This is a genomic window from Amycolatopsis sp. NBC_00345 (assembly GCF_036116635.1).
Classification (GTDB): Bacteria; Actinomycetota; Actinomycetes; order Mycobacteriales; family Pseudonocardiaceae; genus Amycolatopsis.
This window is the reverse complement of record NZ_CP107995.1, coordinates 7,253,982-7,279,119: the sequence shown is the minus strand read 5'-3', so window position 1 is coordinate 7,279,119 and position 25,138 is coordinate 7,253,982. Positions and strand designations below refer to the sequence as shown.

Here is a 25,138-nt window from a genome sequence, read left to right as displayed (position 1 = left end):
ACCTCCGTCCCACCCGTCCGTCACCCTCTGGAGAACCGCACCGCCTATGGCCAACAAGCTCCTCACCCCGAAGCAGATCGCGTCCGCCTCGATCGCGGCCCTGACCCAGCAGACCGTCCTGGCCGGAACCACCTGGCGCGACGCCGAAGCCGACTTCCAGGGCAAGCAGGGCGACACCGTCACCATCCGCACCGATACCGTCGTCGGTACGGTGCGCACATTCAACCGGGCCGAGAACAAGCCCATTGTGATCGACGACGTCGAAGAGAAGTCCGTCGATATCAAGATCGATACCTATCTGTACAAGGGAATCAACCTCCCTGACGAACAGCTCACGTTGCAGGTCAAGGACTTCACGAAGCAGATCGCCACCCCGCAGGCCAAGTCCGTCGCCATCGGGGTGGAAACGATGGTGGCCGGGCAGATGAACGCCCTTCCCTCGGCCATCGCTGTGAAGGGCGACGGGACCGACCTGCACACCCAGATGATCCGTGCCCGCGCGCTGCTGAACAAGGCGGGTGTGCCGTTCGATCAGCGCTGGTTCGCCGTGTCGTCCGAGCTGGAATCGATGCTGCTCAACGACCCGCAGAAGCGCCTGGTCCCGGTCGACGCCTCCGGCTCGCCGCAGGCCCTGCGCGAGGCGATCATCGGCCGTCTCTACGGGTTCACCGTCCTGCCGAGCAACTACCTCGCCGACGGCTCCGGCGTCGCCTACCACGCCACTGCGTTCCCGCTGGTGACTCGCGCGCTGGACGTGCCGGCTGGGGCGACGTTCGGGCAGGCGATGACCTACGGCGGGTTCGCCATGCGGCTGATTCGCGACTATGACCCGGCGTTCCAGCAGGACCGTTCGGTGGTCTCGACGCTGGCGGGCGCCAGCACGACCGTGGACGACGGTGCGGTCAAGCGGGCCGTGCGGTTCACCACCGCGCCCGCTGCGTGACCGAAGCCGCGGAGCCGGACCCGCTGGCGACCCTCGCTCAGCTCAAGGCCCGCCCGGGGATCACCCTCACCAGTCCCGACGCCGAAGCCCGCGCGCTCACGGCGCTGGTCGACGCGTCGAACCTGGTGCGCGCCGAGCTGCCGCCCGCGCTGCTCACTCCGACCGTCCCGCCCGCCGTCGTCACCATCGTGTGCCAGGCGGCGGGCCGGGCGGTGCGCAACCCCGAGGGCTACAGCTCCGAGACCGCAGGCCAGTACACCTACCGCTACGGCGACGACGCCACCTCCGGGGTCTACCTCACCGAGCACGACCACAAGGTGCTGCGGCGCCTGGCCCGCCGCAGCGGCCTGCGCTCGGTCCGGACTCCCTACGCGGCCGAACCCGGCGACCTCGGCCCCACCGCGCTGCCGGTCCTCGGGCCCGGCGGCCAGCTGGCCGAGCCGTTCCCGTGGGAGGAGCCGCCGCTCTGAACCTGCCGCACCAGCTGATCGTCATCACGCCCCGGGAGGTGCCCGACGCCTACGACAACCCGGCCCCGGCCCTGGACTACGGACCGGGCGCACCCCGGCGCGCCGTGGCCGGCCTCCTGCTGCCACGCGACACCGCCCGCAGCGGCGGCACCGACCCGTCCCCCGGGCGGGTCGCGGTCACCGGGGCCTGGTGGCTGCTGACCACCGAGCAGATCCGTGCCCGCGAGCGCGTCACCTACGACGGCCGCACGTTCGCCGTCGAAGGGGAACCAGCCCAGTTCGAACCCCGACCCGGGTTCCTGCACTACGAAACCGTCCTGACCCACACGGAGGGCTGACCCCTGGCGCTACCCAGCATCTTCGGCATCACGATCGACTCGGACGGCGCGCGGGAGCTGCTGAACTCCCCGGAAGTCGCCGAGGCCGTGCGCGCAGCCGCGCAGCGGGTAGCCGACACCGCCAGCGCGCAGGGCCACCGCGTCACGGGCGGGGCCGCGCTGCCGGTGGAGGTCATCACCGAGCCCGCCACTGACCGGGTATCCGCCACCGTCGCGATCCCGCACCCGGCCGGAGTCGGCATGGAAGCCCGGCACGGCCTGCTCAAACGGGCCGCCGAAGCCAACGGGTTCGAGGTGACCGGCCTCGAACCCGGCGACGGTGGGTGAGAATGCTCCCTCCGGTCCCGCTCGACGTCGCCGAACTGGTCGTCCGACGCCTGCGCATCCAGCTCGCCGCCGTGACCGACCCGGCCGCAGACCGAGTGCATGTCTCCACCGAAACCGGGCGCGGCCACGACGGAGGACCACCGTCGCTGCCGTGGCTGCTGGTCGCCGAAGACGGGCACGGCTGGGACTGGCCCGCCGTCCAGCGCACCGTCATCCGGCTGACCTGCTGGCATCACGACCCACACACCGCGAAACGCCTCGCCGGGATCGCCCTCGGTCTGCTGTGCGCGCCGCAGCCGGCCGGGGCGCTGCTGCGCGGCGAACCCGTTACCGCGCCGATCGGCGGCATCGACCCCTATACCGCTGCACCGTTAGCGACAGCAAGCTTGATCGCCTATGCCCGAACCTTTGGGCCATAGTAGTCCGGAAATCTCAAGGTGTCTCCTTTTCGTTTCTTTCACGAGAAACAGAGTATCCCGCCGCAAGTAGAGCGTGAACCTCGCGGGCGGTTATAGGAACCGACCCTTCACCTCGACGTCGAGTAATGGAAAAGAATACTCCTTCAGTCTTTCCTGCAATTATGGCACCATGAACAAGGAACGGCTTATCTGCCTCGACTTGCGATGGCACCAAGATAGTAAGGAAGACTCTTCCGCCTCCTGCTTGTGTTTGAATTATCTCAAGCCCGCGTATTGGTGGGTAGACCCTGTAATCTATGATGGATTGAAGGCGGGGTTCAATACCCTTAAGGGCTGCGAAAGGTGACCTCTTTTCGACACGGTCAATCCCGTTTTGACGCTTGGTCCGATAACCAAAGGCTAAGATTCCACCAGATTCCGAGTTGGCAAAACGTGCAATATCTTGCGCGAGCTCTACTCTGTCGGAATCAGTCTCTACCGACAGCTGCGACTTAAACTCCAACCAAGAGCGTTCAGCTAAGCCGATAATGGCCTGTTCGTTGCCCTGACGAAGAGCTGACAAGACAGAGGCTCTCGACTCGGCGAGACGCAGCTCGCGATTTCCCGGCGTCAACCCAGAGGTGGAGAGTTCCAAGTTCAACGAGTCAAAGTTGGACCACAGGTTGGGTAGCTCGACAGAGTGATCGTTTAACGAGATGCTTAAAACCCAATGTGAACCCAGTCCCATTGAAGGCTCGACGAATAACAAGGAATTGATGGTTGCAGAACTCTTAGTGAGAATTGAGCTTGCAGTCACCTCGACTGTGTTCTGATCCAGGTAAATGGGATCGAAAATTGCCATTTCGGCTTCTATTCGGCCATCTTCGCGTAAAAATATGATGAGAAATTCTCTCCCGCTTGAGATGTCAATAGCGCAAGACGTGCAGGGGGAAGCTACGAGAATACCCTCACGTATCGACGTCAGTGTCATGCCGTCCACCATGTCGAGCGAGAGACTTACTTCCAAAAGGTCGCCGACGGAAATTCGGACTTCATGTTCAACGCCGTCAATGGTCAACTTATCTCTAAGGTCTCCCGACCAGGCGAAATCAGGCATACCTCAGATTGTATCTGACAAACCGAATCTAAGGCGCCCTGCAAGTCGTTTGGGGATTGGAAATTAAAATATGGCGATGAACAGTGCGCTCGTGCGCGTGCCCGGCACCGGCGAGGTGTCACTTGCGCCACCAGACAGTCCGGAACCACCGGATGCCACGACGCCGCTCGCGGCAGCCTGGGCTGGCCTTGGTCTGTCCACTCCGGACGGCACCACGCTGGCCCGCAAGGTGGAGAAGGAAGGCACCGAGCACTGGCAGCAGCTGACCCCGGCCCGCTACATCTACAAGTCCCAGGAACTCACGGTGGCGTCGGTGTTCCAGGAGACCAAGGGCGAAGTCCTCTCCGCCTACTTCGGCGGGATGAAGTTCGCCGCCGTGGGCACCGGCACGCCGAAGAACTACCGGGCCGAGATCAGCTCGATCCCCAAGAGCGACGTCCGCGCGCTCTGTGTCGACTGGACCGACGTCGTCTCCGACACCGAGATCTACAACCACCGGCTGTACCTGCCGCGTGCGGAAGTCTCCGAGACCGAGGACTCCCAGTTCTCGCGGACGCAGGAAGCGCGCTGGGGCATGACGTTCTCCGCCCTGGCGCCGCCGAAGGGCAAGACCTACATTGCCGTCTGGCTGACCAACGACCCGGCCGTGCTCTTCGGCGCTCCGGCCGTGGCGACCGGCGCGCTCGACGTCATCGCCGAGGACCGGCCGCCCGCGAAGTGAGGCTCAGACCCGCTCGGCGACGACGGCTCGCAGGTCGGCCAGGACGCGGTACTCCAGCTCGACCGAGTGGTGCAGCGCCCACGGCTTGTGGGAGCCGAACGCGATCACGGGGCCGTAGAACCGGATGACGTCGTCGGCGGGCTCGGCCCGCCAGACGCCGGCCTGCGGCTCGGTCTCCTGCATGAACGTGGCGTAGCTGGGGTCGGCAAGGATCTGGTCGAGCGCGGCGAGCACGTTGCCCGCATCCTCGGCCGGAACCGCGAACGCCACGGCCCGCACGATCTCCTGCGGCGCGTCGGCCGGGCCGAACGGCTGCTCCGGGTCCCACAGCACACGCGGCACGTGCCGGGGTTCGGGGCCGTCGTCGAAGACATGGTCGTTGTAGCCGGAGCCGGTCAGGTAGGCCGACTCCCGCCGGACCTCCACCGACCACGCGCCCATCTCGGGTGTGGCTTCCAGCAACGCGCCCACGTGAGCCTCCCTCGTCCGTCCCGGCTGGCCCTCCCAGTATCCACACCGAACCGCCAGTTCCTCATCCGAACACTCGCATCCAAGGAGACACCCGCACCCATGACGACTCGACAGCGCGCGGAAGCGACCGGCAAACCAGCTTCTCCCAGCGCAGACCTGGCCGTGACCTGGCGCGGTAAGCGGTTCACCCTGCCCGCCCCGGAGAAGTTCCCACTTGAAGCGCTCGAAGCTGAGGAGGAGGGCAAGCACCTCACCGCGCTGAAGCTCATCCTCGGCACCGGCCAGTACGCGACCTGGCGGAGCCTGGCCGCCACGGCCGCGGACGCCGAGGACTTCTCGGCCGTGGTCATGAAGGAGCTGGGCCGGGGAAACCGCTAACGGTCGCCCTGCTCCTCGCGGACGAGGCGACCGCCGAAGCGCTCGAAACTGACCTGTTGCGGTACGGGGTCGACCTGCTTGACCTCTACCGGGGCAGCCTGTCCTACCGGCGGGTGTGCGCGCTGGTGACCTACCTGCCCGACGACGCCGCTGTCTGGCGCGTGCTGGACCCGCGCGGCGGCTGGACCCGCGCCGATTTGCTGGCGTCGGTCACCGAACGACGGATCACCGCCCTGTGGGCGACCGTCGCCACCGCACTGGGCCAGGAGATCACCGACGCGCAGCTTGCCGACCCGATGGAGGCGTTCACCGCCTCGGCCAGCACTCCGGTCGCCCGGTCGGCTCCGGCCGGCACTGGCGAACCTGAGCTGAAGTCTCTGCGCGAGATCGCCGTATGGATGCGTAACGGGTAGCGCCCCTGGAGCCGGACGGGGGTGAGCGCCGGTGGCGACGATCGGTCACGCCTTCTTCAAGCTCCTGCCCACCCTGCAAGGTCTCGGCCGGGAGATCCGTGACCAGGTCCGGCAGAACGAGCGCACGGCGCCCGCCATCACCCTGACCGCACAGGTCCAGACGGCGCTGCTCCGGGAACAAATCCGGGCCGCCGCCCGGGAAGGCAACGACAGCGCCGTGCGGCTGCTGGCCGAGCTGGACGCGGTCCCCGCCGAGACCCGGTTCCAGCGACTCATGCGGGAGCTGTCGGGCAAGTCCGTGTCGATCAAGGCCGTGGCGGACAAGTCGATCGGCTCGACCGTGCGCGGCCTGGGCCAGCTGGACGACGGACTCAACCGCGCCACCGTGCAGTTCACGCGCATGACGCTGTCCGTCGGCGCGGCAGTGCTCAAGTACGGGGCGATGGCCGCCGCCGTGGGCCAGGCCGTGACCGTGCTCGGCGGGATTGGCTCGGCGGCGGCGACCGCGTCCGGCGCGCTGCTGGTGGTCCCGGCAGCCGGCCTTGCCGCGGCTGCGGCGATCGCCACGCTCAAGCTCGGTGTCTCCGGGTTCTCCGACGCGCTCAAGGAGAGTGACCCGGCCAAGTACGCGCAGGCCATCGCCGAATTTCCGCCCGCGATGGCTGACGCCGCGAACGCGGTCCGCGCGCTGCGCCCGGAACTGACCGGGCTACGGACCGAAGTCCAGCAACGGCTGTTCGCCGGGCTCGCGAGCGAGATCACCGGCCTTGCCGGGACCTACCTGCCGCTGCTGCGCACCGAGCTGGGCGGCATCGCCTCCGGGCTCAACGCCGGGGCGGGCGGATTCGCCGCGTTCGCGCGTGAGGGCCGCACGATCGACGACGTCCGCACGATCCTGGACAGCACCGGCGTGTCCGTGCACGCGGCCTCGGCCGGGGTACAGCCGTTCCTGCAAGCACTCCGGGACATCGCAGCGGTCGGCGCGGAGTTCCTGCCCGGATTCGCCTCCGGACTCGCGGACGGCGCCCAGCGGTTCGCGGACTTCATCGCCGCAGCGCGGCAGTCCGGGCAACTGCGGGAATGGCTCTCGGCCGGGCTGTCGGCGGTCGGGGACCTGGTCACGATCCTGCGCAACCTCGGCCAGATCGTGTATGCGGTGTTCTCCGCCGCGAACACCGGCGGCGGCGGGCTGCTGTCCACTCTGGTCGCGATCACCGGGCAGATCGCCGCGTTCGTCCAGTCCGCGCAGGGCGCGACCGCGTTGGTGCAGATCTTCGACGGCTTGCACGCGATCGGTACGGGTTTGCTGCCGGTGCTGGCAGCGCTCGGTCAGGTCATCGTGACCTCGATCGCTCCGGCGATCAGCCAGCTCGGGCCGATGATCGGGCAAGCCTTTGCCGCACTGGCTCCAGCACTCGCGCCGCTCGGTCAGGTTCTGGCGGCGCTGGCACCGGTGGCCGGTGCCGCCGCGCAGGCGCTGGCGGCGGCGCTGGTGCCGGCCGCGGCCGCGCTGGCGCCCATCGTGGCGGCGCTTGCCCCCGTGGTCGCCACTCTGGTCGGGCAGCTCGGCGGAGCGCTCGGGGGTGCGATCACCACGCTGACGCCTGCGCTGGTGCAGCTCGCGCAGACGCTCGCGCCGCTGATCTCCGGATTCGGCGGCCTGCTCGTGCAGGCACTTGCGGTTGCCGCGCCGATGTTCGGCGAGCTGATGACCGCGCTGTCGCCGCTGATCGGCCAGCTCGGCGGCGCCCTGCTGCAAGCGCTCTCGGCCGTGATGCCGGTGATCTCGGCACTGTCCGGGCTGTTCACCTCGGTCCTGCTGGCCGCGCTGAACGCTGTCATGCCCGTGTTGCCGGTGATCGTGCAGGTGATCCAGCAGCTTGCCGAGGTCGTCGGTTCGGCCTTGCAGACGGCGACGCCGGTGCTGACCGAGGTGGGGACGCTGCTCGGCCAGATCGCAGGTCAGATCCTCTCGGCGCTGCTGCCGGTGATTCCGCCGCTCGCGTCCGCGTTCCTGTCGATCGTGACGGCGTTGCTGCCGATCTTGCCGCCGCTCTTGCAGCTGGTGTCCGCGCTGCTGCCGCCGCTGCTCGGCCTGATCACTTCGCTGCTGCCGATCATCGTGCAGGCGGCGGGGCTGTTCGCGTCGCTGGTGTCGGCGGTCGCGCCGCTGATCACGCAGATCGCGCAGTTCCTGATCCCGATCATTCAGGCTCTTTTCGACTTCGTCCAGCCGATCTTCGCCGCGATCGTGGCGGTGATTTCAGGTGCGATGCAAGAGATTCAGGGTGTGATCGACCTTGTCATGGGGCTGATCACCGGTGACTGGAACAAGGCCTGGTCCGGGGTCAAGAACCTGCTCGGCGGAGTCTGGGGTGCGATATCTGGCGTCGTCTCCGACGGAATCGGCGGCCTGCTCTCCTGGTTCGCCAGCCTGCCCGGCCGCATCCTCGGCGCGCTCGGCGACCTCGGCGGGCTGCTGCTGAACGCGGGCAAGAACATCATCCGGGGCCTGGTCGACGGCATCTCCGCCGGATTCGGCTGGGTGAAAGACAAACTCGGCCAGCTGACGAGCTGGATCACCCAGTGGAAGGGTCCGCCCGCGCGGGACCGTGTCCTGCTTTCCGGCAACGGCCGGTTGATCATGCGCGGTCTGCTCGCCGGGCTGAACGAGGGCGAGCCCGAGATCCGTGATTACCTCGCCCGTTTCACGGACTCGCTGCCCCTCGATGTGTCCGGCTCGATCACGATGCCGCCCGGCAGGACCGGAGCCAGCCGCAGCGCGCCCGTGCTCACCGGCGCAGACAGGTCGGCCGGCCGGGGCGCAGACCCCGTGGCGATCACAGACGCGGTGACCGCCGGAGTCCTGGCCGCCTTGGACGGCGCGCGAATGACTGTCGACGGTGCCGGTATCGCTCGGCTGGTGAACAAGTCCAACGCACGGAAGGCACGGCGAGGCTGAATTGCCGTTCGATCCCGGAACCTGGTACCTCGGGTGGCTGGGAGAGCTGCGCGCTCTCCCCGTCCCCGAGCCGGGTCTGACCACGACCGAGAAGCGCTTCGGCGGCGTCCACGAATCGCTCAACGGTTCACGCACCGCGGATATCACCGGCTTCCGCACGGAGTATCACTTCGACTTCACCTACCTGGCGGAGACCGACTACCAGTGGCTGCGCGCCCTGTACCTGCGCCACCTCCGCGGCCCGCACTACTTGATCAATCCGTTGCGGGGCAACCTGCTCTCGCCACAGTGCAGCACGGGCTACGTCCACGGGGTCCAGGACTACGGCTGGCAGGCCCTCGGCTCCGGCTATGACTACGTGCTCGACTATCCCTCGGCCGTGGCACCGGCGGGCAACCGCACGTTCCGGATCACGAACGTCCCGGCCGCTCCGGGATACCTGATCCTGGACGGCAGCAAGAAATTCATCCCCGTGCTCACCGGTGAACCGGTGACCTTCTCCGTCTACCTCAAGGCTGACGCCGCCCGGTCGATCACCATGTACCTGGAGAAGATCGACAAGTTCGGCGCCTCGATCGCGGGCGGGGCCGACCTAACCGTGAACGTCACGACGTCATGGCAGCGGTTCATCCTGACTCACGTCCCCGCAGTCGATACAGCCGCGCTACGCCCGGGATTCGTGTTCGGGACGGCGCAGACCTACAACACGGCTTTCGCCGCCCCACAGGTCGAATACGGTGCCGTCGCGACGCCGTGGGACCTCGGCGGCGGCAGCACGAAAGTCGTGCTCGACCAGATCACCAGCACCTCGCCCCGGTTCCCGCTGTCCGACGTGACGGTCACCCTCTGGGAGGCGTAGTGCAGAACCACGGCGGCATCGACGCCGACCGCGCCATCACCGACAACGAACGCCGGATCCGGTGGCGTTTCAACTGCGACTGGAACGGACGCGGCGGCTACGAGCATCCGCTGAGTTTCCTGGCCCCCTACGTGATCGAGGCGGAGATCGACCGCGCGCTCAAGGGATCCGCGCCGGAATCCATCATGCTCATCGAGGGGTCCTCGGCCGCCGAACTACGCGTCGTCCTCGCCGGACGGGACGAGACCACAGGCCTGGGGTTTGACGCAACCTTCAGTCCGTACAACGGTTTCTCGTCGCTGTACGCCAAGCAGCAGATTGGCACGGAGTGCGTCTTCGATATCGGGATCGATACGTCCTACGGAACGGTCTGGTATCCCCAGTTCGTCGGCAACATCACCACGATCGAGGTCAATCGGAATACCGGCGAGGTGCACATCGCCGCGCTGGACCGGGTGGAGAAACTCCGCCGCCCCGTGGTGCTGGCACCGTGGGCGGTCTCCGACTACTGGAACAACCTCGGCCGGGTGGCCGGGCAGCAGGCCGACACCGCCTGTTTCATCGACAACTGCCTTCAGCAGTGCGACACGTCCTCCACCAAGTACCGGCCCGTCACCCGGGCCGAGCTGGACGTCCCGGACGGCTCTCTCGATGGCGTCGGCGTGTTCGTGCCGGGCAACGGCGGGATCACCCCGACGGTCGGCTGGCTCGACAATGCCCAGGCCATCACCTACCCGGCCGACGGCGTTCCGATGTATCAGGCCAGCGGCCAGCCGCACCCGAACTCGCCAGAGCAGAGCAGCCGGCCGATGGCGTTCGCCGCGATGGGCAGCAACGGTGACGGCGACTACCTGAAGTACTGGGTGGCGAACCGCGACCTCACACGCGCCGAGGGCTCGCACTTCCTGGGCCTGGTCCTGTCGACCGCGCCCGGCTTCCCCAATGCGGCCTACCACGTGACCGCCCCGGACACAGTGCTCTACGAGTACCGGGCAGGCGGGAACTACGCGCTCCGAATCCACGTGCAGGCCAACCAGGTGTGGCTGGAGGTCTCCAACGACAACATCAAAGCTTCGTACTTGTCCCCGAAGGTCACTATCCCTTCAGGACAGGACAGCGTCGAGGTCTACGCCACGGTCATGATCTCCCAGAACGACGGGGTCAAGGCGTACATCCGAGCTGGCAGCAACGCGAGCGCCTACACCACGATCGGGCCGAACCTGGACCCGAATGTCTACCCGTTCGACCCGTTGCAAGGTCTACTCCTCGTCCGCCACCGCGTCGCTATGTTCAACATCTGCTACGGGTTCCGGAACCTTCTCCAAGGCACCCCGATCCCGGAGACGACCCTCTGGCGCACAGCGCGGTACGCCGCCGTGCTCGACCGCGGAGCGAACACACTCTCATTCAACCCCGGCGTGAATGGCAAGGATGCGTGGGACGTCATCACCGAGCTGGCCGCCGCCGAGTTCGGCAGTGTCTTCTGGGACGAGACCGGCGTCCTTCGTTTCTGGAACTACAGCACGGTGAAGGCGAAGCAGGACCAGATCGTCCGGACCGTCTCGCTCGACACGTTGGCAGGCTTGGAGATCACCAACTCGCTGGACTCGGTCCGCAACATCTACTCCGTCCAGGCATCGCAGCGCACGTCCAGTGCTGCACGCGTCTACGAGGCTCAGTCGGTCGACCAGTTCATCATCCCCGGTTTCACCCGGAAAGATTTCATCCTCTACGTGGACGACGTCCAGTTCGCGGAGCCCCGCAGACTCCCGCGCCACACGACGATTCCACTGGGAACGCCCACGGGGAACCAGTTTTTGCAGTGGTCAAATGAGTGGTCGCATCACGGCTATGTCATGCAACTGCTCTCTCCCGAAGGCTGGCGCGAACCCAACTTCGTGAACGTCGAACTGGACGTCTACGCGTTCTTCAACAACGACGGCATGCTTGTGCTGCGGATCAACAACCCTTGGCAGGAAACCGCGCGGCTCGCCGTCGGCAAGGGCGACGGCAGCGTCGCCCAGGACGACAACCAACCCGCCCTGCGGATCGACGGCACCCGGATCATCAAGGGAACAGAGCAGGTCTTCCGCACCGCCGACACAGGTTCGGTGGCCAAGTACGGACCACGAAACTTCGAAGCCCGGGGCGACTGGTATCAGCAGAACTACAACGACAAGGGACTCTTGAACGTCCTGCTTCCCCGAACCACGAAGCCAATCCCTACGACACAACAGGTTTCACTACCCGGCGACCCGCGCCTTCAGCTCGCGGACACACTCCAGATCGAAGACCCGGACGGCTTCGGTGCCGGACTGCGGATGCAGATCTTCGGCATCAACCGCAAGCTCAGCCGAGACGGCGGACTCGTCGACACGCTGAGCGTCGAGCTTCTTCGCCCGCCCGGTCAAGGCATCTGGGATTCACCGCAGTACGGCCGCTGGGATCAAAGCCTGATCTGGAACTGAGGACGAACCAGCCATGCCGAATGTCCCCATGTCTGACGCCGTCGCGGGCAGCGTGGCCCTGGCGGCCGAGTACAACAAGGCACTCGCCAACATCCGCGATCTCGACGCCAGGCTTCGAGCCCTCGAAGGAGCCACATCGAGTTCCCTCGGCCGCATTGCCGGATCGCGGCGAACGGCCGGCGTCGGCCCGGCGGCGTTCACCACCGAGACTCTGCTGCAAGCCGTGACCTTCACCGTCCAAACCGGACGGCGGTACCGCGTCACGATGGACTACCAGTACGTCGGCAGCGACACCAGCTACTTCGGAGTATGGGGACGGTACGCCGCAGGCCCGACCGTCACCAACACCGGAACCCAGTTCTACTACCGCGATACCTCGCCTGGATCACCGGGGAACTGGGAAGGACCGAGAGTCATCACCGCCGAGACCACGGGATTGCCCGCAGGACAAGTGACCATCGGATTCTTCGTCCGCCGCACCAGCGGGTCAGGAACCAACGATTTCCGCGCCGACACAGGACAACCCGCGTTCATGTGGGTCGACGACGTCGGCATCTAACCGACGACAGCACGACCCGAAGGGCAACCCGTGACGCCGGAATGGCTCACCGCGTTGGCCGCGTTCCTCGGCCCCACCACCGGCATCCTCACCGGATTCCTGGCAGCCCGCCGAGCTGTACGCACCGCCCGCACCAGCTCGGACCAGCAGGCCCTGACCGCGCTGCACAGCGGCTATCAGGCCCTGCTCGACGACCGAGCCACCCACACCCGCGACGTGCTCGCGGAACTCACCGCCGTGAAAACGGAACTGATCGCCGTGCGCCAGGAGAACGCACGGCTGCTACTCGAAGTCGGCGCGCTGCGCGCCCAGCTCGGACACCCACCCGAAGGACCCATCACCCCTTGACCGACTACGGAATCGACGTCTCCCACTGGAACACCGTCACCGACTGGAACGCGGTACACGGCAACGGCATCTCGTTCTGCTCGTTCAAGCTCACCGAGAGCACCACCTACACCGACACCACCAGCCCCGGCCGCATCCCCGCCGCCCGCGCTGCCGGGATCGTCCCCGGCGGATACCACTTCGCGCGGCCCGGCGACGTCGGCGGCCAGGTCGACCACTTCGCCGCGAGCCTGCGCGCGGCCGGCCTTCTCGACGGCGGCGCGCTCGCCCCGATGCTCGACATGGAAGCCGCAGACCTCCGGGGCGGCGCGAACGGGTTCGTGGCCGACTTCATCGGCCGCCTGCGCGCAGCCACCGGCATCCGCAAGGTCCTGGTGTACGCGAACCTCGACTGGTACACCAACGTCCTTCGCCCCGGAGACTGGGCAGACCCCGACGTCCTGCTCTGGATCGCCCGCTACAACGGCGACCCCGGCAACCCCGGCTGGTCGCACCCGCAGCTGGCGGTACACCAGCACACCCAGAAAGGCACCGTCCCAGGCGTCGCGGGCAACGTCGACCGCAACGCCACGGTGGGCAGCTACGCCCTGGCGCAGCTCACTTTGGACGGCTCCGCGCCCACCCCTCCGCCGACCCCGGCACCGGCTCCCGAGCCGCCTGCCGCTGGAAGCGGGACCTACACCGTGCACTCCGGCGACACCCTCTCCGGCATCGCCGCCAAATTCGGCACCACCGTCGCTGCCCTGGCCGCACTCAACGCAATCAGCAACCCGAACCTGATCTACGCCGGGCAGACCCTCCGCCTGCCCGGCTCCGGCACCAGCGGTGGCGGCCGCTACCAGGTCCGCTACGGCGACACCCTCTCCGCGATCGCAGTCCGCAACGGCACCACCGTAGCCGCCATCTGCGCCCGGAACGGGATCGCCAACCCGAACAAGATCCAAGCCGGTCAGTGGCTCTCGCTGCCGTAGACCCCGCCACGACCGCGGGTGCCGGCCACGGCGGGCACCTGCTGCTGCTGGTCCTGGCGAGCTACGCCGCCTGGAAGCTCGCCCGCGCGTTCGTGCGCGCCTACGACCTGCTCGACCACCTCCCACCCCGACCCACCCGAGAACAAGGAGAACCACACCTCATGTCCCGTTACCCGCTGCGCGTCGCCGGATCCATCGTCGGCACGCTCACCGCGATCGTGTCCGGCCTCGTCGGCTCCGGCCTGTTCACCGCAGACCAGGGCAACGCCGCAACCGGTATCATCACCGCTGTGATCACCCTGCTGGCCGCATTCGGCGTCGTCGTCTCGACAGAGAAGAAGGTCACCCCGCTGATCGACCCGCGCGACAACGCGGGCGCCCCGCTCACCTCCGGCACCCTGGCCGACAGCGAGCGCGCGTGACGAGCACACCGGCCGCTGACCCAATACAGACACCCAGTGCCCGGGATCTGATCCTGAACCCCGGGCTCGTGCTCTCGCCGGAGGAACTGGCCACCGGCCGCGCCAACGTCGCCAAGGTGCCACCGTTGTCGGGAGCGCAGCTCGATCGGATTTCGGCCGTCTTCCGGCCGATCGCCCGGCAGTGGGCTGCCGGGCACACCCCTGACCCGCCCTGCTAGGTCCACCCAGCCACACACGACGATGCCCCCGGCCAGCCCAATGGGCTGGCCGGGGGCATTGAGTCGTTGGTCAAGCCGCAGCGGATTGCTGGCCGCTGTCGGCTGGGGCCGGGTCGGTGAACAGCCACCCGGGGTCGATCGTGCCGGTATCCAACCGGCCCTTGAGCCGCCGGGACGTGTGGTAGATCCTCGGTCGCATAATTGCCCGCAGGATCTCCCGCTGCGCCGTCCGGTCCAGCGCCACGAACGCCCGACGTGCGTCCGGCCCGATCACCGTGGCCAGCACCGGCGGCAGCGCCGCCCGCTCGGCCTCCCTCTCGGCCTTCGCGATCCGCTCCAGCAACCCGGCCTCAATGTCGATGAAACTCGACCGTGAGACCCGCCCGCTGATCGCGTCCGCTTTCCAGCCCTCCAGCTCCGCCCGCAACACCCGTGCCTCGTCAACGGCGGCGGCCGTGTTACCACGCGCGGCCTCCAGCCGGAACAGCGTGGCCGCGTCGCTGCGCTCCAACTGGCTCATCGCCTGATCCAGCAGCCACGCGTCCAGCAGAACCCGGCTGCGGTACACGTGCCCGTCCGGGCACCGGTAGATCGGCCCGTTTGCCGACTTCTCCCGGGGTCCCACTCCGGCCTCGCAGACCCCGCACCGCGCGATCCCGGACCAGAAATACTTCACTCTCGACCCGTCCCGAACGTGCTTCCGGTCTCCGCTGGCGAACCGCGCCACCAGTTCCGTGCGCTCGTCCGGCTTGATGATCGCCTTCCACTGCGCCTGCACCGGCGCCTGCACCGTCTCGCCCGATTCATCGGTCGTCTTCACCACCACCGGCTTGGCCTGGTGAACCCGGATCCCCGCCGCAGGCTTCGACAACGCGATGTTGCGGACCTTCGTCTCGTTCCATCGCGACGCCATTACATAGGGGACACCGTCCCGGTTGAGCTCTTGGGCCAGCGCCTTCGGCGACTCACCATCAGCGACCCGCAACACCAGCGCCTGCGCCACCGCCGCATCCTCCGGCGACAACCGGGCCAGCAGCCGCTGCCACTCGTGCTCATGCTGCCGTTCCGCAGCCAACCCCCGGACCAACCGGACATCCCAGCGGCGATCACGCGCGCACGGCACACCCGCCTCATTCAGCTGCCGCGCGATCCACGACAGAGCCTTACCGTCCAGGCACCAGCTCACTATCCGCCGCACGACCTTGGCCTGTGCCCAGTCGATCACCTGCCCCATGGACTCACCCGTGGCCGGGTCGAACCGGCGCGCGTAGCCATAGGGCAACGGCCCCGCGTGCTGGCCCGACTTAGCCCGCTTGCGCACACCCCGCCGAACGTGCCCGGACAGCGTGTCCGAAGCCCCCTCGGCCTCCAGTGCGTCCCGGGCGGTGGTCTTGCGGTCGGCCGGGTCGGTCATGTCATAGATCCGGCCGCCATACGCCCAGAAAGCGCCCATCTCAATACAGATTCGGCGCAGCTTGACGTAGACCTCAAGATCCCGCTGCGCTCGCGACGGGTCGAACGTCCACAACAGGTTCGCCTGACCCGACCGCAGCGCCTCCAAAGCCTGCTCATAGCCCTCCCGGACCTCGGTGGCATACATCGAGGCCGACAGGTCGTTGTCGCAGAACTCCCCAGCATCAACGATGCCGCACTCATCGAAAAACTCATCACCTTCATCCCGCTGAGACCCCAGCGAAATGCGGCGGCCCGACGCATCCTGCGATGCCCGCAGGTACTTAATCCCCACCAGCGTCACGTGGTGCGCACGCTGATTCGTGGCCCACCTAGGCAGCTCAGAACCGATCATGCAAACAGCCTAAGAGTGAAGGCCTCCTTACCCGCGTTGGACGCGGGTAAGGAGGCCTTGACGGCGTCCTGGCGCAAGTGGCGGATTGACGGGTGTTCACCGGTGTTTACGCAGGTGGGACATACCCTGGCCGGGCATCCTTAGTGGTTTCTTAGCGTCACCGGGACGGGGCCGCGTAGGGTCCCGTCCGGTGTTGGCGGAGCCCTAGGGGAGGGGCAGCCGGAGAAGCCGGCACCACGGCCCCGGGACGTACGCGGTCCGGGTCCGGAAGAGCCGCCAGGAGCGGCTCGGTGGCGGTTGGCCGGCCGAATTGGGGGTTAGGCCGGCCGGCCGCCAGGCTCTTCACGGCGTGCCGCGCAGTGCCAGCCGGAACGCGTAGTGCCAGCCGGAACGCGCAGTGCCAACGAGAACGCCGCCAACGAAGTCCCAGCCGTCACTACCCCACGTTGGCCGTGCACAGCGCGATCGTCGTGCCGCTGTTCTCCGCGACCGTCTTGCCGTCGACCACGATGGAGCAGCTGATCTGGTTGCTGACGCCCGCGTTCGAGCTGTCGGCGGTGAGGGACAGGATCGGCGCGCCGCCGTTGTAGGAGGCCTTGCCGTGCCACTGGTCGGTGCTCGGGAGGGCCGAATCGGTGCGCTGGTCGTTCAGGGTGCCGTAGCGGACGGTCGCGCCGCCGGTCGAGGTGACCACGAAGTCCACCGAATGCTGGTCACCGGGAACCGGCGGCAGGTGCAGCTCGATCGAGCCGGCCGAGCCGAACGCGGCCGGGAACAGCAGCATCGCGCCGGACAGCAGCGCCGCGGCCACCGACACGAGCAGGCCGATCACGGCCAGGCCGCGGCCCCGCATCACCCCGCGGCCGGCCTGCACCAGCCCGACGATCGCGAGGATCAGGCCGATGCCCGCGAGCGGCCACGCGAGGTAGTTGTAGCTTGCCGCGAAGGCCACCGCGACAGCCGCGAGACCGCACACCAGCGCGATAGCGGCGAAGAAGTTGGGCTTGGGTCTGGCCGGCGCGCGGCGCTGCGTGACGGAGACGGGCGCGGGTGGGCGGCCGTGGCGTGCGGGGGCAGGCGGATACCGCGGGTCGGACGTCATGCGTGGGGGCCCTTCGGGTTGAAGTGCGACGACGTTAACCCAAAAGTGTGGCGGTAGACGAAATCGTTACATAGTGGAAAACGTCATCATTTCACCGCTTCCACCGGACTCCGGTCATTTACTGGCGCCGCGACCCTGCGATGACCTGCCGATTCGTGTCGAAATATGGGATTCCACCATGATCAAAATAGGCGGTACGCAGGGCAGGCGGAATACCCACGGAATTCACGCAGGTGAATTTCAACGGGGTGATTCAATGATCAAAAAGGTTCACTTCGGGCGTGATCTCCAGCAGCTCGTGCACCGGGCGCCCGCGCCTGCCGTCGATGGTGGTCGTGCGCACCACGCGCAGCCGGGCCGTCACCGGGCGGTCGAGGTTCTCCTTGATCTGGTCCAGCAGGTCCGGCGCCACCGCGCCCTGGATCGTCCCGCCCGACTCGCGCTCCAAGTAGAAGATCCGCCGCCGCGTGCGGACGCCGTCGAGCCGTCCGCTCACGGTCTCGTAGCCGACGGCCTCGCGTGATTCGCGCAGGCTGCCCTGCAGCACCCGCGCCTGTTCCGTGGTCATGCTGCGCGTCAGCTGCTCACCCGCCGTCGGCGTGAGCGCCATGCCGATGCCGGCGTGCTTGCTGACCGCGTTGACGACATCGCTCACGGCGTTGCGGACCGTGTCGCGCTGCAGCAGCACGGCGTCGAGCGCGCCGTCGTCGGATCCGTTCGCCGGGAGGAAGTCGCACAGCTCCTTCACCGCACGCTCGGACAGCGTCTCGATCCCGTCGTGGATCAGCGCGTCGTCGAGCGCCGGCTCGGGGAAGCCGAAGAAGATCGCGTTGCCCGCCTGGCCGCGCTGGATCAGCGGCGCCTTGTCCCGGTCGGCCTGCTGGACGAACGTGACCTCATTGGACGGATTGCGGATGATGTGGCCGATCTTCGCCGTCGCGTCCTGCAGCGCGCGGCTGATGTCGGAGAAGGTATAGGCGTCTATGTGCGTCTCACCGATCACCGAGACGTGCAGCAGGGGCGAGCGCGAAGTGCGTTCGAACTTCGCGTTGGCCGCCATCGCGGACGCGCGGGCCAGGTCGTCGAGCCAGGTGCCGCCGGGGACCTCGTCGGCGATGCGGCGGAACTCGTTCCTCACCAGACCATCTCCGGGAACCCCTTGCCGCCGTCGGCCCACACGGCCTCCCACACGTCCTCGTCACCCGGACGGCACAGGAAGCCGTCGAGCATGCCGCCGACCGGCTGCACCTGGTCGAGGTACATCGCGGGCTGCCCGACGATGATGCCGCGCAGGGTGAGCAGGCCGTACAACGCGGTGCGCCCGTGGTCGTCGAGCCGCTTGAGCGCGCCCCACTCGTCCGGGATCAGCACGACGTCGAGGCCCTGCGGCGGGTGCGGCGTCGTGCGCGTCACGAACGCGCCGCTGACCCACGCGCGCCCGGACGAGATCACCCGACGGGCGACGCCGAGGTAGCTGTTGAGTGCGCTGAACAGGATCTCGCGCTCGTTCTGGTACGGCGCGTCGAAGACCAGGCGTTCGTAGACATCCGCCAGGTCCGCGGGGTGACGGCCCGGCGGCAGCAGGTTCTGCGGCGTCCAGTGCGGGAGCGCCATCGGACCTCCTGACCTCGTCCGGGGCTCGCCGGCTCCCGCTCACAGTGCGTAGCCGAACTTACCAGGTGGGTGTCAGCCACCGCGCCCAGGCCGCCGTGGTGAGGGCTGGTCCGTCCGCAGCCACTCGCCGGTCGTCTCCGCGTCGGTCTCGGCGGTGGCCGGCCAGCCGAGATCACCCGACAGGCGGGCCTCCGGCTCCGGCAGCCGGCCCTCGGCGTGGTCTTCCGGAACGTAGGGCTCGTCCGGGTCGACCTCGGGATAGTCGTTGTAGACCCGCTCGGGCTGCTCGTCGTGGTCGTACTGGCTGACCGGGATGTACTGCGTCCGCTCGGCCTCCAGCGGCGCCGGCACCTCGAGCGGTTCCTCATCCGCCTCGTCGTACTCGTAGGTTTCGTGCTCGGCGACCGCCTTCGGCCGCGTCGCGCGCATCAGCAGCCACATCACCGCGGCCCCGAGCAGGAACGCGACGAGCAGCCAGAGCCAGATCTGCCCGAAGAGCCAGAGCATCCGCCATCACCTCTCTTCGACTGTGATCTCGACGCGCCGGTCGTCACCGCCGGAATCGCCGGTGCCCGGTGCGGTCGTGCTGGTGCCGCGGGCGAGGAGCCGGTCGGCGGGGACGTCCTCGTCCGTGAGCAGCCGCACGACGGTCCGCGCGCGGCTCTGCGAGAGCCGGAGCGCGGCGGCGCGTCCGCCCGGGCCGTCGGCGACGCGCCCGGTGATGCGGTAACGCAGGTTGTCCGGCGCGGCCGAGAGCAGCTTCGCGATTCCGCGCGCGGCCTGCTCGCCATCGTCGGTGAGCTGCGCGCTGTTCGGCTTGAACGTGATGGGGGTGCTCGCGAGCTGCTTGTCCAGCTCGTCCTGCACACCGGCGCGGTCGGTCGGCGGCGCGGGCGGCGTGCTGGGGGTGGCGGTCGGGCTCGGCGGCGGGGCCGTGGTGGACGGCGCGCTGCTCGGCGACGGAGCGGGCGCGGATGGCGCGCCCCCGCCCGAAACCTGAGCGGATTCGACGCCGTCGACACCCTGGACGATGCCGAGCGCGCGGCCGGCCTGCTCGGCGGGGAAGCCGGACAGCGTCGCTTCGCGGCCGGAGAACGTCACGTCGCCGCCGCTGATCCCGGCCGCGGTGAGCGCGGAGCGTGACCGCGAGCCGAGGCCGGACTCGATGCCGGACCCGCTCACCCAGGTCGCGAGCCCCGCGAGCAGGGCCGTCACGACCACCGCGAGGGGGATCAGGCGGAGCCAGCCGCGTGCACCGGACATAAAGGGACCATAGGCCGGTGCCCGCACCTTGGCGACCTGGTCGTGCCGCCGTTCGGGTGGCCCTTCCTGCGCGGAAGGCCCCCTCGCGCGGGCGAGAGGGCCAACCAGTGGGGCAAGTGGCCGTCAGGACGCGGCGGCGTTGTCGTGGAAGTTGTGGACCTCGATTTCGAGCGCGGCCGCCTCCACTTGCACGAGCGGGGACAGCTGCGGTCGCTTCGGTGACAGCCCGTCACCCATGGACTGGCCCTTGATCTGGCGGCGGATCCACGGCAGCAGGTGCGTCTTGGTCCAGGTGAGGTCGGAGCGGCGGGAGGTGATCCAGGTGGCGGGCTCGGTGCTCGCCGGGTACGGCACCCGCCAGTCCTCGTCCACCGGCACGCCCAGCACCTCGGCGGTGTGCAGCGCGATGCGGCGGTGCGCGTCGGGCGTGAAGTGCAGCCGGTCGTCGCTCCAGGCGCGCCGGTCGTGCAGCGGCTCCATCGCCCACAGGTCGACCATCTTCGCGCCGTGGCGCTCCGCGATCGCCCACAGGTGCGCGTTGTAGATGCCGACCTTGCCGCGCAGCACGCTCATCACGGACAGGGACTTGGTGTCGGGGCCGTTGAAGATGACCACCGGGATGCCGGCCGCGCGCAGTCGCGCCACCCCGGCCTCGAGCCGGGCGGCGACGGCGTCGACGTCCGCGCCCGGCACGATGATGTCGTTGCCGCCGGCGCACAGGGTGACCAGGCCGGGCTTGAGGTCGAGCGCGATCGGCACCTGCTCGTCGATGATCTCGTCGAGCATCTTGCCGCGCAGGGCCAGGTTGGCGTACTCGAAACCCGGTTCGCCTCCGGAGAGGACCTCCGCGAGCCGGTCCGCCCAGCCCCTGAAGGAGCCGTCCGGTAGTCCGTCGTTGAGGCCTTCGGTGAAGCTGTCACCGATAGCCACGTAACTGTCGATTCCGTACACGCTGGGTTCCCCTTCCCATCCCTGTCCGCGCCTGCCCCGACATATAGTTGTACACCCCAACTAACAGTCGGACGTCCCCGTACCTTCCCGGAAGCCACCCCTGATTCAGCTGGAAGTAACAGTCTCTTCCCTTGTCGGTCCGATTCGCCCCCGTATTACGGAAACTTCACCACTCGGTAGCCTGGTGAACCGCCCGCACAGGGGGTAACCGGACACTCGATGTGGTGAAGGTCTCCCGGCCGGGAGCCTCCGGCCGGGATCCGGCAGGCTGTGAATGTGACCGACGAGACGACGCCCGCGCGCGAATCGCTCGCGCAGATCCTCGGCGGCCGGCGCGGGGCGATCGACGCGAGCATCCCGCCGGTCGCGTTCGTGGCCGGCTGGCTCGCCACCGGCCAGTCGATCGCGTGGGGCGCCGGCGTCGCCATCGTGGTCGCGGTGCTGCTCGGCGGCTACCGGGTCGTGCGCGGCGACAAGGCGCGCGCGGTGGTGGTGAGCCTGGCCGCCGTGGTGATCGCCGCGCTGATCGCGCTGCACACCGGGCGCGCGCAGGACTTCTTCCTGCTTCAGCTGCTGTCCAACGCGGCGAGCGCGCTGCTCTTCGCGGCCAGTGTCGTGGTGCGCTGGCCGTTGCTCGGCGTGATCGTCGGGCTCCTGGTCGGCCAGAAGACCCGCTGGCGCCGCGACCCCGCGCTGCTGCGCGCGTACTCGTGGGCGAGCTGGGTGTGGGTGCTGCAGTACCTGATCCGCGTGGTGGTCTACGGCCTGCTGTGGTGGGCCGGGCAGGTGGTCGCGCTCGGCGTGGCGCGCACCGTGCTCTCGTGGCCGCTGGTGGCGGCGACGGTCGCGGTGAGCGGCTGGGTGCTGTACAAGTCGCTGCCGCCGGAACATCCGGGCCTGCGAGTGGCCCAGGAACCCGGGGCGGACGACCGACCCGGGACATAAGGCGGCCCCCGGCGAGGGGGGAGGGTCCGGGGGCCGGTTTCCACGGTACCCGGATCACCGGTCCTGAGTCGACGGTTTCGACTCTTTGAACCAGTTTTCGGTCGCATTCACGATCGGGAAGGTCGTGGCGCCGTCTCGCCCCAGGCGTCGACCGCGGCCAGCCACGCGGCCCCCAGCACCCCGTCGGAGCTGGTCAGCACGTCGAGGCCGGCGAGACCGGCGCGTACGGCGGCGCCGACGGGACTGTCCTCGGCGAGCACACTGCCCACGAGAACTAGGGGTGTCGACTCGCCGGGGTCGCGCGTGGCGAGCGCCAGTGAGACCAGAAAATCGGCCCCGCGGGTGACGATGTCCGCCGCGACGGGCTCTCCGGCGGTCGCCGCGGCGCTCACGAGCGGGGCGAATCGGGCCAGCCGCACGGGTGGTTCGGCGTTGGCCTTGGTGATGAGCGCACTCGCGGTGGCGGCCCGGTCCGCCTCCGTGACGAGTCCCATGTGGAAAGTGGACTGACCGGATTCGTCCACAGCGGACGGTCCGGCGGCGGCCGCGAGCACGGCGGCCGGCAGCCCGGTGAGATCGGCGCCGCCGCGCAGTGCCGCCAAAGTGGACCGAACCGCCTCGCGGCCGAGCCAGTAGGCCGAGCCTTCGTCGCCCAGCAGCCAGCCGTAGCCGCCCGCCCGGCCCGCGGTGCGGCGCTTGCGGATGCGGCAGGCGATGGAGCCGGTGCCGGCGACGAGCACGGTGCCGTCCGGGGCCGGCGTCGCCGACGCGTACGCGACTTCGGCGTCGGCCACTGTGCGGACCACGCCGCCGAGCCCGATCCGCTGCCACTGCGCGTCGAACACCGCCGCGACGCCCGCGTCGGAGAGCTTGCTCACCCCGGCCATGCCGACCACCGCGGCGGCGACGCCTGTCCGCCCGTCGAGCGCGGCCGCGATGGCGTCCGCGATGCGGCCGGCCGCCACCTCCGGCGAGTGGGCGTTCGGGTTCGCGCCGTCGCCGGAGGCCGCGCCCAGCACGACGCCGGCGGCGTCGACCACGATCGCTCGGGTCGACGTGCCGCCGGCGTCCACGCCTACGACGAAGCTCACCGGGTCTTGGTGACCTTCAGCAGCCCGCGCGGGCTGTCCGGGTCGCCGCCACGGGCGAGCGAGAGGCCCAGCGCGATCCGCTGGATCGGCAGGATCTCCAGGATCGGCGCGAGTTCCTCGGCCGACGGCGCCACCGGGATCCGCAGCGCGGCCGGCACGTCCGCGGCGGCCGAGCCCACCGCGAGCACGTCGGCGCCGCGCTTGCTGACGGCGTCGAGCACCTCGGCCATCGCGTGGCCGCCGTGGCCGGCGCTGGTGACCGCGAGCACCGCGGTCTCGCCGTCGACAGCCGCGACGGGACCGTGGAGCAGGTCCGCGCCGCTGTACGCGCGGGCCGCGAGGTAACTCGTCTCGGCCAGCTTCAGCGAGCCCTCCAGCGCGGTCGCGTACGAGTAGCCGCGGCCGGTGGTGAGCACGCGGTCGACGAACCGGTAACGGTCCACGGCGCGCTGCACGCCCTCGGCCGCGCCGTCGAGCGTCTGCTGCGCCAGCTCGCCCAGCTTCTCCGCGTCGGCACCCTTGCCGCCGCGGATGGCGTCGATGAACAGGTACAGCGCGAGCAGCGTCGCGGAGTACGTCTTGGTCGCCGCGACGGCCTTCTCCACGCCCGCGCCGATGTCCACGCCCAGCTCCGCCGCCGCGCGCAGCGGGGAATCCAGCGTGTTCGTGACGGAGACGGTCAGCGCGCCCTGGCGCCGCGCCGCTTCGGTTACCTCGATCAGGTCCGGTGAACCGCCGCTCTGGCTTACGGTGACGAAGAGCACGTCACGCAGATCCGGGCGCGCGCCGTAAAGGGTTGCGGTGGACGGCGACACTAGACCGGCGGGCAGGCCCAGGAGTACCTCGATCAGGTACTTCGCGTACAACGCGGCGTGGTCACTGGAACCACGGGCGGCGAGCAGAGCGAAACGCGGGGGGTTTTGTGAAATCTTTTCAGCTACTTCCGCTATTCCGGCCTGCCGCTCGACGAGCCCGGCCAGTACGGCAGGCTGCTCCGAGATTTCCGCGGCCATGTGCTCGCCGGGATGTTGTTGGGTCATCACTTTCCTCTCCGCCGGGGCGGGGCCCCGGGTTGTGCTGAGCGGCGTGCGGTCAGGTCTAGACCAATGCTAGCCGGGCGGAGCGTTTGTGGTGAAGGGTACGTTTCTTGATGTGGAAGTGGCGCGTTAGTGAGGGAGCCGGTCATGTTGGAGACATCCCCCGCGGGTGAGGCGGGAACCACGGCGGGTGTGCGCGGGCAGCGTGAACCCAAGTACTGGGCGCTGAAACAGCACCTGCTGGATCTGCTCGACGCGCTGCCGCCGGGCTCGCCGATCCCGACGGAGCGGGCGCTGGCGGGCGAGTTCACCGTGTCCCGCACCACGGTGCGCCAGGCGCTCGCGGACCTGACGGCCGAGGGCCGCCTGCACCGCGTCCAGGGCAAGGGCACGTTCGCCGCGGAGCCGAAGCTCGCGCAGCGGCTGCAGCTGTCCTCCTACACCGAGGACATGCGCAAGCAGGGCCTGAAGCCGTCGTCGAAACTGCTCGAGGTCGAGGAACTGGCCGTCGAGGGCGAGCTGACGAAACTGCTGGCGATCCGCGCGGGCGCGAAAATCCTTCGCCTCCGGCGGCTGCGGCTGGCCGATTCCCAGCCGATGGCGGTGGAGACCACGCACCTGCCGCTCGGCCGGTTCCGCGGGCTGCGCAAGCACATCACGGCGGGCGGCTCGCTCTACGCGGTCCTGCGCGAGCACTACGGAGTCGAGCTGGAGCGCGCGGAGGAGACGATCGAGACCTCGCTCGCCGGCCCGCAGGAGGCCGAGATGCTCGGCGCGGACGTCGGCATGCCGGTGCTGATGCTGACCCGGCACTCGTTCGCCACCGACGGCAAGCCGGTGGAGTTCGCCAGGGCGATCTACCGCGGCGACCGCTACAAGTTCGTCACGACGCTGCTTCCGTGAGCCCGGTTCGGGCGCTTGCGCCCGAACCGCGCCCGCGCCACC

Annotated in this window: 28 protein-coding genes; 17 read left to right on the top strand and 11 right to left on the bottom strand. The window is 68.6% G+C overall.

All coding sequences use genetic code 11. From position 1 onward, the window contains the following. Window positions 1-46 precede the first annotated feature (46 nt). The 5 genes from OG943_RS32745 to OG943_RS32725 all read left to right on the top strand — a co-directional run bounded on the left by OG943_RS32745 (window position 47) and on the right by OG943_RS32725 (window position 2,497). Complete coding sequence (locus OG943_RS32745; RefSeq protein WP_328604778.1) at window positions 47-943, top strand: hypothetical protein; 897 nt, start codon at window positions 47-49, stop codon at window positions 941-943. After that, the gene (locus OG943_RS32740; protein WP_328604777.1) at window positions 940-1,413 is read left to right on the top strand and encodes a hypothetical protein; all 474 of its coding nucleotides are present in this window, start codon (window positions 940-942) and stop codon (window positions 1,411-1,413) included. The genes OG943_RS32745 and OG943_RS32740 overlap by 4 nt, the downstream gene beginning before the upstream one ends. Further along, window positions 1,392-1,751, top strand: coding sequence for a hypothetical protein (locus OG943_RS32735; protein ID WP_328604776.1), 360 nt, complete (start codon window positions 1,392-1,394; stop codon window positions 1,749-1,751). Before OG943_RS32740 ends, OG943_RS32735 begins: the two co-directional genes overlap by 22 nt. 87 nt (window positions 1,752-1,838) lie before the next feature. Beyond that, window positions 1,839-2,078, top strand: a complete 240-nt coding sequence (locus OG943_RS32730; protein ID WP_328604775.1) for a hypothetical protein — start codon at window positions 1,839-1,841, stop codon at window positions 2,076-2,078. Window positions 2,079-2,080: 2 nt separating this feature from the next. Continuing rightward, window positions 2,081-2,497 carry a hypothetical protein gene (locus tag OG943_RS32725; RefSeq protein ID WP_328604774.1) on the top strand — a complete coding sequence of 139 codons (417 nt, stop codon included), beginning with the start codon at window positions 2,081-2,083 and terminating at the stop codon, window positions 2,495-2,497. A 13-nt stretch (window positions 2,498-2,510) separates the two neighbouring features. Here the strand turns inward: OG943_RS32725 and OG943_RS32720 are convergent, their stop codons facing one another. Then, window positions 2,511-3,593, bottom strand: a complete 1,083-nt coding sequence (locus tag OG943_RS32720) for an AlbA family DNA-binding domain-containing protein (protein WP_328604773.1) — start codon at window positions 3,591-3,593, stop codon at window positions 2,511-2,513. A gap of 76 nt (window positions 3,594-3,669) precedes the next feature. Here OG943_RS32720 and OG943_RS32715 point away from each other — a divergent pair, with 76 nt between their 5' ends. Continuing rightward, window positions 3,670-4,314, top strand: coding sequence for a phage tail tube protein (locus OG943_RS32715; protein WP_328604772.1), 645 nt, complete (start codon window positions 3,670-3,672; stop codon window positions 4,312-4,314). A 3-nt stretch (window positions 4,315-4,317) separates the two neighbouring features. Here OG943_RS32715 and OG943_RS32710 read toward each other — a convergent pair whose 3' ends face one another. Then, window positions 4,318-4,785, bottom strand: coding sequence for a hypothetical protein (locus OG943_RS32710; RefSeq protein ID WP_328604771.1), 468 nt, complete (start codon window positions 4,783-4,785; stop codon window positions 4,318-4,320). Window positions 4,786-4,884: 99 nt separating this feature from the next. Between OG943_RS32710 and OG943_RS32705 the strand changes: the two genes are divergently transcribed. Genes OG943_RS32705 through OG943_RS32665 form a run of 9 tightly spaced genes read left to right on the top strand, consistent with a single transcriptional unit; the run spans window position 4,885 to window position 14,165 of the window. Next, a complete protein-coding gene (locus OG943_RS32705) occupies window positions 4,885-5,163 on the top strand; it encodes a hypothetical protein (protein ID WP_328604770.1) in 279 nt (92 codons plus the stop codon). Window positions 5,164-5,219: 56 nt separating this feature from the next. After that, window positions 5,220-5,576, top strand: coding sequence for a hypothetical protein (locus tag OG943_RS32700; RefSeq protein WP_328604769.1), 357 nt, complete (start codon window positions 5,220-5,222; stop codon window positions 5,574-5,576). Between the two features lie 31 nt (window positions 5,577-5,607). Next, complete coding sequence (locus OG943_RS32695; protein ID WP_328604768.1) at window positions 5,608-8,538, top strand: phage tail protein; 2,931 nt, start codon at window positions 5,608-5,610, stop codon at window positions 8,536-8,538. Window position 8,539: 1 nt separating this feature from the next. Then, entirely contained in the window at window positions 8,540-9,397 is an 858-nt protein-coding gene (locus OG943_RS32690; protein WP_328604767.1) for a hypothetical protein, read from the top strand. Next, window positions 9,397-11,865 carry a hypothetical protein gene (locus tag OG943_RS32685; RefSeq protein ID WP_328604766.1) on the top strand — a complete coding sequence of 823 codons (2,469 nt, stop codon included), beginning with the start codon at window positions 9,397-9,399 and terminating at the stop codon, window positions 11,863-11,865. The genes OG943_RS32690 and OG943_RS32685 overlap by 1 nt, the downstream gene beginning before the upstream one ends. Before the next feature lie 28 nt (window positions 11,866-11,893). Further along, window positions 11,894-12,424 (top strand): hypothetical protein, encoded by a 531-nt coding sequence (locus OG943_RS32680; RefSeq protein WP_328604765.1) that lies wholly within the window; start codon window positions 11,894-11,896, stop codon window positions 12,422-12,424. A gap of 30 nt (window positions 12,425-12,454) precedes the next feature. After that, window positions 12,455-12,772: a hypothetical protein gene (locus tag OG943_RS32675; protein WP_328604764.1), complete on the top strand. Its 318-nt coding sequence runs from the start codon at window positions 12,455-12,457 to the stop codon at window positions 12,770-12,772. Next, entirely contained in the window at window positions 12,769-13,743 is a 975-nt protein-coding gene (locus tag OG943_RS32670) for a LysM peptidoglycan-binding domain-containing protein (RefSeq protein WP_328604763.1), read from the top strand. Before OG943_RS32675 ends, OG943_RS32670 begins: the two co-directional genes overlap by 4 nt. Continuing rightward, window positions 13,725-14,165, top strand: a complete 441-nt coding sequence (locus OG943_RS32665) for a hypothetical protein (protein WP_328604762.1) — start codon at window positions 13,725-13,727, stop codon at window positions 14,163-14,165. Before OG943_RS32670 ends, OG943_RS32665 begins: the two co-directional genes overlap by 19 nt. Before the next feature lie 288 nt (window positions 14,166-14,453). On the opposite strand, the gene OG943_RS32660 is transcribed toward OG943_RS32665, so the two are convergent. The 7 genes from OG943_RS32660 to OG943_RS32630 all read right to left on the bottom strand — a co-directional run bounded on the left by OG943_RS32660 (window position 14,454) and on the right by OG943_RS32630 (window position 21,120). Further along, window positions 14,454-16,190, bottom strand: coding sequence for a recombinase family protein (locus tag OG943_RS32660; RefSeq protein ID WP_328604761.1), 1,737 nt, complete (start codon window positions 16,188-16,190; stop codon window positions 14,454-14,456). A gap of 436 nt (window positions 16,191-16,626) precedes the next feature. Continuing rightward, window positions 16,627-17,292, bottom strand: a complete 666-nt coding sequence (locus tag OG943_RS32655; protein ID WP_328604760.1) for a DUF4190 domain-containing protein — start codon at window positions 17,290-17,292, stop codon at window positions 16,627-16,629. A gap of 253 nt (window positions 17,293-17,545) precedes the next feature. Then, a complete protein-coding gene (locus OG943_RS32650) occupies window positions 17,546-18,430 on the bottom strand; it encodes a hypothetical protein (protein WP_328604759.1) in 885 nt (294 codons plus the stop codon). Beyond that, complete coding sequence (locus OG943_RS32645; RefSeq protein WP_091617251.1) at window positions 18,427-18,906, bottom strand: DUF6932 family protein; 480 nt, start codon at window positions 18,904-18,906, stop codon at window positions 18,427-18,429. The genes OG943_RS32650 and OG943_RS32645 overlap by 4 nt, the downstream gene beginning before the upstream one ends. Window positions 18,907-18,978: 72 nt before the next feature. Beyond that, a complete protein-coding gene (locus tag OG943_RS32640; RefSeq protein WP_328604758.1) occupies window positions 18,979-19,413 on the bottom strand; it encodes a LapA family protein in 435 nt (144 codons plus the stop codon). A 6-nt stretch (window positions 19,414-19,419) separates the two neighbouring features. Next, the gene (locus tag OG943_RS32635) at window positions 19,420-20,169 is read right to left on the bottom strand and encodes an OmpA family protein (RefSeq protein WP_328604757.1); all 750 of its coding nucleotides are present in this window, start codon (window positions 20,167-20,169) and stop codon (window positions 19,420-19,422) included. Window positions 20,170-20,292: 123 nt separating this feature from the next. After that, window positions 20,293-21,120 carry an SGNH/GDSL hydrolase family protein gene (locus OG943_RS32630; protein WP_328604756.1) on the bottom strand — a complete coding sequence of 276 codons (828 nt, stop codon included), beginning with the start codon at window positions 21,118-21,120 and terminating at the stop codon, window positions 20,293-20,295. A 276-nt stretch (window positions 21,121-21,396) separates the two neighbouring features. Between OG943_RS32630 and OG943_RS32625 the strand changes: the two genes are divergently transcribed. Further along, on the top strand, window positions 21,397-22,065 hold the full coding sequence (locus OG943_RS32625; protein ID WP_328604755.1) for a DUF3159 domain-containing protein: 669 nt from the start codon (window positions 21,397-21,399) through the stop codon (window positions 22,063-22,065). Window positions 22,066-22,172: 107 nt separating this feature from the next. On the opposite strand, the gene OG943_RS32620 is transcribed toward OG943_RS32625, so the two are convergent. Together OG943_RS32620 and OG943_RS32615 are read right to left on the bottom strand one after the other, a co-directional pair. Next, window positions 22,173-23,156 carry an N-acetylglucosamine kinase gene (locus OG943_RS32620; protein WP_328604754.1) on the bottom strand — a complete coding sequence of 328 codons (984 nt, stop codon included), beginning with the start codon at window positions 23,154-23,156 and terminating at the stop codon, window positions 22,173-22,175. Continuing rightward, a complete protein-coding gene (locus OG943_RS32615) occupies window positions 23,153-24,196 on the bottom strand; it encodes an SIS domain-containing protein (protein WP_328604753.1) in 1,044 nt (347 codons plus the stop codon). Before OG943_RS32615 ends, OG943_RS32620 begins: the two co-directional genes overlap by 4 nt. Window positions 24,197-24,340: 144 nt before the next feature. On the opposite strand from OG943_RS32615, the gene OG943_RS32610 reads away from it, so the two are divergent. Continuing rightward, entirely contained in the window at window positions 24,341-25,096 is a 756-nt protein-coding gene (locus tag OG943_RS32610) for a GntR family transcriptional regulator (protein ID WP_328604752.1), read from the top strand. The last annotated feature ends 42 nt before the right edge of the window (window positions 25,097-25,138 follow it).